This is a genomic window from Deltaproteobacteria bacterium (assembly GCA_011773515.1).
In the GTDB taxonomy this organism is placed as follows: domain Bacteria; phylum Desulfobacterota; class Deferrimicrobia; order J040; family J040; genus WVXK01.
This window is the reverse complement of record WVXK01000031.1, coordinates 8,898-9,994: the sequence shown is the minus strand read 5'-3', so window position 1 is coordinate 9,994 and position 1,097 is coordinate 8,898. Positions and strand designations below refer to the sequence as shown.

Annotated in this window: 2 protein-coding genes; both read right to left on the bottom strand. The window is 53.6% G+C overall.

The genetic code is table 11. From position 1 onward, the window contains the following. Window positions 1-210: 210 nt before the first annotated feature. A complete protein-coding gene (locus tag GTN70_03645) occupies window positions 211-732 on the bottom strand; it encodes a hypothetical protein (GenBank protein ID NIO16082.1) in 522 nt (173 codons plus the stop codon). 10 nt (window positions 733-742) lie between these two features. Next, window positions 743-1,097: hypothetical protein (locus GTN70_03640; GenBank protein NIO16081.1), on the bottom strand; the 355-nt coding region annotated here is incomplete at its 5' end.

Sequence of the window (1,097 nt, the reverse complement as noted above, 5' to 3'; positions counted from 1 at the left end):
AAGAGAAATAACGATGAAAGCTGCTGCTTTTCTGTTTTTACCCATCCCCCCACCTCCTTTTTTCCTCTGCACGTGGGTTGACGCTGCCCCCGAGAAAAATATACAGCTATGGATATTTCAAAAAAANNGCTGTTTTGACCGGCTGCTGGGGTAAATATTTGCCGGGATTACGACATCTCTGGCGGGAGGACAACGGCTGAGATGAGAGCCCTAACTCGATATGACGGAGATCTTCATGCTGACGTTGAGGTACCTGTCCGATTCGAAGGTCGGCTTTACTCTCGCCTCCTTGATGACCAGGCTGTCCTTGCCCTCTTCGATCCTCTTGACCAGTTCGAGGAACTCGCGGTAGGTGATATCCTTCCCCTCGATGTTGAAGACAAATTCCCGGAACTCGCCCTTTTCCCTCGACCCACCGAACTGGATCTCGAAGGCGCCGATCGAGAGGCCGCTCTCCCTGAGAATTTTGGAGAAGGAGCTCCTGAATGTGTCCTGGGTGACCCGTGCCTTTCCTATGCCTTTCTTTTCCTCGTTCAAACGGTCACTCAATTCCCGGTACTTCTCCGACAGCGGCAGGAACTCCACGTACTGCTTCCTGTTGTACTCGAAGCTCCGCTTGGCAGACTTTATCTTCGAGATGGAGGGGGAGATGTAAAAGGAAAAGACCAGTATTATCCCCGCGGCAATCATCCCGAACCTGATCAGCGTTCTCTCCCTCTGTGAAAGGTTCAATTTCTCAGCCTCACGTAATCGTCAGTTTGAACTTCACCAGGCCTTCGGTGGCGGACGGGCCCGTCTCGGTTATCTCCACGTCCCTGTCTCCCTCCCGCGAAAGCCGGTTTTTCAGTTCCGTCACCCTCTCCTGGTCGGGCGCTTCCCCGGTGACGGTGAGCTTGCCCCGGGTGAAGTTTATCTCCCGGATCGCGATCCCGTCATCACCTTTGACGTTGCTCGAGAGGGAAACGAGGAGGGAGTAAAAGGGAGTCTCTTTGCTGGGAAAGAGGGCAAGGTCATCCTCCATGGAGGCAATTTTGTCCTTCAACTGGGCGACGGGCTCCACCATGGTGGTGCCTTTCATGAGCTCGCCAAACTTCTTT